The sequence below is a fragment of the Adonisia turfae CCMR0081 genome, from assembly GCF_011009555.1.
Lineage (GTDB): Bacteria > Cyanobacteriota > Cyanobacteriia > Phormidesmidales > Phormidesmidaceae > Leptothoe > Leptothoe turfae.
This window is the reverse complement of record NZ_QXHD01000004.1, coordinates 3,222,913-3,229,452: the sequence shown is the minus strand read 5'-3', so window position 1 is coordinate 3,229,452 and position 6,540 is coordinate 3,222,913. Positions and strand designations below refer to the sequence as shown.

Below are 6,540 nucleotides of genomic sequence, written 5' to 3'. Positions count from 1 at the left end.
TAGTATCCAATCCTTGTGTATGCACCGTAGCCTTAGTAAGGGGAGAAACTCCGGTCCTCCCCCTTACCAAGGGGGAGTTAGAGGGGGTAGTGCAACTGTGAGTGCTAGTGTTCAGGATTTGTGTATACTCCGTAGTTTCTAAAGGGAAACTAGAGTGTTGCTGGATTGCTGAATAATCTGTAGGCCTCCCTGAATTAGCTGCCATTACCCGATGGCTAAACTTTGGGAAACTGAATGTGACTAGAAAACTGAGGACGGTTAGCAGTACAAAACGTAAGTAGCGGTGTCTTGGTGGTTGACGGAACGGATAGTTCATCTTAAAACGCTCCGTTTAAGGTTACCTGGCAGGAACTATGGGTGTCTGGGGTGGTCACGAGCAGGACAATGTTACCTTGCTCGTCTCTGTTCCAGCCTTGGGCTTCGATCAGTGTGTCGGTAGTGTCAGTTTGTTGTGTACTGACGGGCTGAGGGATGGTTTGGCCTGCTGGGTAAATGTCTTCTTGAATGCCGTCGCTACTGAGGGGTTCGTAAGGGTTTGAGGGGAGTCCGCCCTGGCCTGTGGCGATAAATTGTCCGTTGCTGCCTGCTTGACATCCCTGGCTAATTTCTGGGGTGGCTAGAGTACTGGGTAATGGATCAATGCCTTCGTCTGGATCCACTTGCAAGGTTTCAATGATGACTTCGCCATCAATACCGGCTTCTGAACTGGCATCAATGTCATTGGTCCTATTGCCTAGTGTGGCTTTGTTTTCTTCGATGCCGAAGAGGGTGTTGGCTTGAATGGCGATGCGGCCACCGTTTCCTTGTCTGGCAATGGCTTGAATGTCGTTACCGTTGGGGCCATCTGGGGATAGGGCGATGATAAAGGGGGTGGTGATATTGACGTTGCCACCGTTGGCATCATTAAATGCTTCGGCAGAGATGAGACTGTCGCCTCGCAGAATTAGGGCATCTTCTATTTCTAGGTTAATATTGCCGTCTTCCCCTGCTTGTACGGAAGCGAGGAGTTTCCCGTCATTGAGTACGACGGTTTCTGCAATCACATCCAGCATGCCGCTGTTGCCGGTGCCTTCGCCGCTGACTTCTACTTCTGCTCCATTTTGTACTCTAAATTGACCGTTGGTTTGAATGTCGATGTCGCCTGCTGGGCCTGCCCCTGTGGATCGGGTGGATAGGCTGCCGTTGCCGGTGAGGGTAATGCCTTCTGGGGCTAGCGCTACGACTCTGCCGCCGTCACCACTGCCGCTAGTTGCGGCTGAAATGTTGGCATTGTCTTGGAAGTTGACTGTCACCGCGTTGTTGTTATGGTTGGGACCCAGGGTAATCAGGCCAGCATTGGCAGGGCCTTGGGTTTCTGCCAGGATGCCGGTGGTTTCGCCGGAAAGGTTGATTTGGTCGATATTTAAGGTGACGCTACCTCCCTGGGTCGTGGCAGCGGCGGTGGCGGTGGCGGTGGCGGTAATGCGGGCTCCTGAGTTGGCGGTGAGTTGATCGGTATTGAGGGTAATGTTGCCGCCCCTACCTAGGGTGTTTGTTTCTGTTGTGATAAAACCATTTGAGAGGGTGACTTGATTGGCACCATTGATGACAATATTTCCTGCATCGCCTTCTGTAGGCATGCCATCATCAGTCAAGTTCCCGACAGCCGAAATGCTAGCAAAATCTTGAATAGTTAACTCCGGTGTATTAATAATGATATTACTCGCATTTCGTTGGCCTTTAGTTGCACTGGTGATGCTACTGCCATCGTTAGCGAGAGAAACAGATTCCCGCGCATCTATATTGATTAAACCAGCCGCTTCTGTATCAATGGCTGGACCAAATGTTTGTGTTGATATACTAGAGTTATTGACCAGAGATAGTGTTCCAGTTTGAATTTCAATTTTACCGGCACTGCCAGCAGGAGCAGGATCTCCAAAAGCTTCAGCAATTATATCGCTGTCGCTGAGTATAATACTGTTAGCAATTAACGAAATCTCTCCAGCATTTCCTGCTCCATTTGTTCTGACGCTGAGAGTAGCATTATTGTCTAAGGAGAGTATGTCAGTTAAAACGATTAGGTTACCCCCGTTTCCAGACCCTCCAGTACTGACACTAATACCTCCATCATCAAAAGTTACAGACTGATTTGCATAAAGCAGGATGTTCCCGGCATTGTCTGGGCCAGATGTGGCGCTATCAATAATACTACGATTGATGAATGAAATAGAATTGGCCCTAATAACAAGGCTGCCTGCAGAACGATCAACACTAAAAAAGCTATTGGAGATATTTAAGCGGCCTCGGTCTAAGATAACATTAGCTAAGGGAACATCGTCTGGATAGCTTAGACTGATGCGGCCACCATCAATATCTAAACCGACTGTAGCGGCACCCTTGACGCCACCTAACTCTACCCGGCCACTGGGAGCTGTAATAATTCCCCCACTGAAATTAGTGGGGGATGATTTTTCAAGAATTACATCACCTCCCACTAACAGTAAGCTATTATTCTCCTGAATACTTAACCCAAAATTTAAAGAAGTTGGATTTAAGGCAGTAGACTGATTGATAATAGGTTGAGGCGCAGATTGGGTAAATAACAACGCAGATGGATCAACGGTTAGTCTAACTACGTCAGAATTTATCTCAGTAGTGCTAAAGCTGCCTTGCTCTCCAAACTGGATCGCATCGGCTGTCGTGGCAACAAATGAGCCTCCCAGTTCTAAACTTCCCCTGGGACCAAAAATAATGCCCTGGGGATTTATCAAAAACAGATTGGTGTCACTGGTAACATCGGTGCGAATAGTCCCCTCAATCATGGATAAGGGGCCATTCACCACCCGAGCGAGAATATTGACAAGCGCAGGATCATGGTCAAATGTAACTGTGCTTCCATCAGGCACTGAAAACTCACTAAAGCTATGGAATAAATTGGTTCCAGTGGAGTCAGTGGTGCCCCCTGTGATGGTGCAACTGACGGCGCAGGAGCCAGGGTCTGGAGTGGCCGTAGTGCCATCGGGTATAACCTGTGCCCATGCAGTTTGACACGACAGTAAGCCACAGGCAAGAAGTTTGCTTGCAACCCATAGCCCAAGATTGTATTGTTTTACCATCACGATTGAGCTTTAGCCTTCTAATATTCTTCTGCAATTAGAATACATCTACCAGTCAACCCTGGTGCACCAGAATCTATCTATCTATACCTAAACCGTTATGTGGGTAAAAGGTTTTTTACCCACATAACGGTAGAGAGTGTGTTCAAAACAGTTATTGGTTTTACAAATCAATGACTGTTTTGAAATTAAGTAGATCGTATTCTCCCTGCGAAATTCTAACTGGAGGAGAGCTATGAGACGGTATACGCTAGAGTAAGCATGCCTCCCCCATATACAGCAGCTGTAGCTTCACAAGTGCCCGGTCCAGAATCTGAAGCTTTAACCGCTGAGACGAACATTCCTCGACAAGGTTCACCATTTTGATAAACCCTAAGAAACTCTGTTCCACCAATTGTTCCTGAAGCACCACTAAAAGTAACAGGGGTATTAGCTTGGGTGATGGTTGCGGTACCAATAAGTTTATTCCCAAAACGAAACTCTAGCGCTGGGCCATTGAAGGGGCCACTACCACCCGTAAATGTAACGTTGTTGAGTGTGAGTGTTGCCATTTGTTTGATTCTCAGTAATAAAAATGGACATGTTTGAGTGACAAAGAGAGGGGCAATCCCTGGCCAATAGCGCAAACTCAGGGGACTTTGCGGCTATAACACATCTCTTGGTGACGACTCTTACCTTAATATAATGCTTCGCTTCGCTTCTGTTCGCATTACCCCGGTGGGTACTTTTAATACACAGCAGATACTCGTGAGTGATTGGTTTGAGCCAGAACGAACCTGTCAATGCCAGTACACTAATAGTTTCAAGCACTACGCAACAGTATTTTGCTGTTTGAATACTGTGTGCCTTAACGCACTGACCCACTCAGTATAAAAGTTCTACTCAGGGTTGAAACCAGATTGTGCGTTATCTGCAATCTGATTTACTTCGCCCAAGTACGATTGTGATTAAGGGCTGCTGATCGGCATAGGTGTTTCCCAAATGGTATGTAGCGGTTCTCATTTGGGATCAAGGCTCAAATCTTGCACCTGGCGATGAAGCGTCAACCCGCCTTGGACTCAAAGTCGCAAGGCTAACTGGAACAAAACCCACTAAAGGGGTTAAGAGAACGGCAAACGCTTATGCATAGAGCTTCACAGCCAATGTTGTCGCTTTAGCGACAGCCCTCGATGAGCGCTCGGTTTTGAACCGGGCGTGGGTGTGAGGCTCGTCTCTTTATGGCTACCGTGTATACACATCTCTAAAGGGAGTTCACAACCCTGCCTTACCCCCTTAATTCCCCTTCGTAAGCTACTGAATATACATAACTGGAAGATGATTGGCATCGAGCATGATAAACGACGGTTCCCCTTACCAAGGGGAACCAACGGAGGGGTCTTCGGTCATTAGCGCAAGTGATCCACACACCTCCCTGACGGTTCCCCTTGGTAAGGCAGGGTTGTTTCGTGTTCACCAGAGAAAATCTGTAAGGCTTATGGCTTCGTGTATCCTGAATCGAGATATGATCGGAAGGAACCAAAACCGGTTGCTTGGGGTCCCTCCGAGTTCCCCAAACCCCCTGGGCAGGGCCGGGAGGCCGCCCTACAACCCAGCCTACTGAGTTGTCCTCAATTGCATTAAATTAAGGGTTACGGCGGGGTCGATTAATCAGGTTATCGTGTTGTTGTTTGGCCCACCTCCACGTAGAGCATGCTTTTTCTCAAATGAGCTTTCAATGCCTTCAGATTTTCTATCCATACAATGAAACAGCCCTGCCTTACCAAGGGGAACCATGAGCAGGCTGTCTCGAAACACTCCTAAGAAACACAAACTAATCAACCCTAAAATAGACTGATTGTCGACAGAATCACGACAATTGTGTTTCTTGCCGGTTGAGCGAACAGTCTTGCTATTCGTAAAAGGCTCAGCTCTTGCCCCTGGCGATGAAGCGTCAACCCGCCTTGGACTCAAAGTCGCAAGGCTAACTGGAGCAAAACCCACTGAAGGGGTTAAGAGATCGGCAAACGCTTATGTATAGAGCTTCACAGCCAACTTTGTCGCTTTAGCGACAGCCCTCGATTAGCGCTCGGTTTTGAACCGGGCGTGGGTCTGAGGGATATGCCTTACAGATTTTCTCTGCTGCACACGAAATGCCCCTGCCTCTCGAAGGCCAAGGCTTGATCGTAAGGATGAGCAGCACACTACTCAACTCTAAGCGATGATGTCATATCTAACATGGACCTCACCAAATGGAGTCTTAATGACTGCATCAGCATCTTTTTGAGGTAGATTGACATCTAATATTGGCTGAGTACACATACTGAAAAAGGCACCATCCCAATACTGCCAGAGATTACCAGGTGCCGTTAGATTAAGGGCAGTAGCAGCTGGATAATCAACCCACTTCGAAGTTTGATCGATTAATAAAGGTGAACCTATTTTCTTGTCTATAAAACGAATGTCTAGCTCGGTGTCACTTGGCCAGTTGCCGACAAGCATGACCTTTTTCAAAACTATTTTAGATATTGCAGTACCTGGCTCATGGCCGCTTGCTGATGCCGCAGAGTTTTGATTACCCAAAACAGCTAAAACGCCAGTTCCAACAGCCACAAAACCATATCGCATAAATTGACGCCTGTTCGGATTGGTCATGACACTAAACATGCTCCGTGGGAATAGCTTAATTGGGGAACTACTACACTGATGAACGTTTACGAAGGTTCAGGAACTTTAGCGATATTATGGGTATTAACACTTTATCTTTAATAAGCTAAAGATACCACGAACTCAAAGTGGCAAGTTGTTATTACAGTTACATCAAACAACCTAGAGTTCTGATGCTTGGGCTCTTGAGGCTATGTGTCTATCGTTTGTAAAAGCGGTTAGCGGTTATATGATGTGTACTACTATGATGACACTGCTAAATAGATTTTAAAGCTATGGGATTAGTTCCCAAGCTACTGCTTTACGCATTACGAATCAAGCAATTAAGGCGAATCCTGGAGAAGTTGGTTATTACTGGTTGAGATCGATGATTCATGCTGAAAGTGGCAACTCTAGTAGAAGAGCTAATTGGGACTTCGAAGCTCTGAGCCGAGCTTATCGACAGAACAATCAAAACAATCCAGCTGCTGTGTCTGATGAAACATTACGACAACATTTTTTCCTCCTGAGTCTCGTCAATAATGCCGTGAAGCCTATAAAGTTATCGATTTTCTTGGAAAACATCATGTCTAGAGACAATCAATTCTCAGCTTATGGCACAATGTCATATCTGACGTGAGTATCACGAATCCAATAACGAATAACTGCTTCAACATTTATTTGGGTTGGATCACTATTGAGCGGCGTGGCAGCCATGCTTGCATAAAAGCCATTTACAAATAGCCAGAGATTCCCAGAACCAGGAATTTCCAAAGTAGTATTAGGTGGATAATGGACCCATTGAGAGGTTTGACTGATTGTC

Annotated in this window: 4 protein-coding genes; all 4 read right to left on the bottom strand. The window is 46.6% G+C overall.

Going from position 1 to position 6,540, the window contains the following annotated elements; translation table 11 throughout:
- Positions 1 to 317: 317 nt before the first annotated feature.
- Complete coding sequence (locus DXZ20_RS18180; RefSeq protein WP_163699684.1) at positions 318 to 3,095, bottom strand: two-partner secretion domain-containing protein; 2,778 nt, start codon at positions 3,093 to 3,095, stop codon at positions 318 to 320.
- Between the two features lie 233 nt (positions 3,096 to 3,328).
- The gene (locus tag DXZ20_RS18175) at positions 3,329 to 3,646 is read right to left on the bottom strand and encodes a hypothetical protein (protein WP_163699682.1); all 318 of its coding nucleotides are present in this window, start codon (positions 3,644 to 3,646) and stop codon (positions 3,329 to 3,331) included.
- A 1,639-nt stretch (positions 3,647 to 5,285) separates the two neighbouring features.
- The gene (locus tag DXZ20_RS18170) at positions 5,286 to 5,726 is read right to left on the bottom strand and encodes a hypothetical protein (protein WP_163699681.1); all 441 of its coding nucleotides are present in this window, start codon (positions 5,724 to 5,726) and stop codon (positions 5,286 to 5,288) included.
- Positions 5,727 to 6,329: 603 nt separating this feature from the next.
- Positions 6,330 to 6,540 (bottom strand): hypothetical protein (locus tag DXZ20_RS37570; protein ID WP_250565814.1); only part of this gene is annotated, 211 nt, incomplete at its 5' end.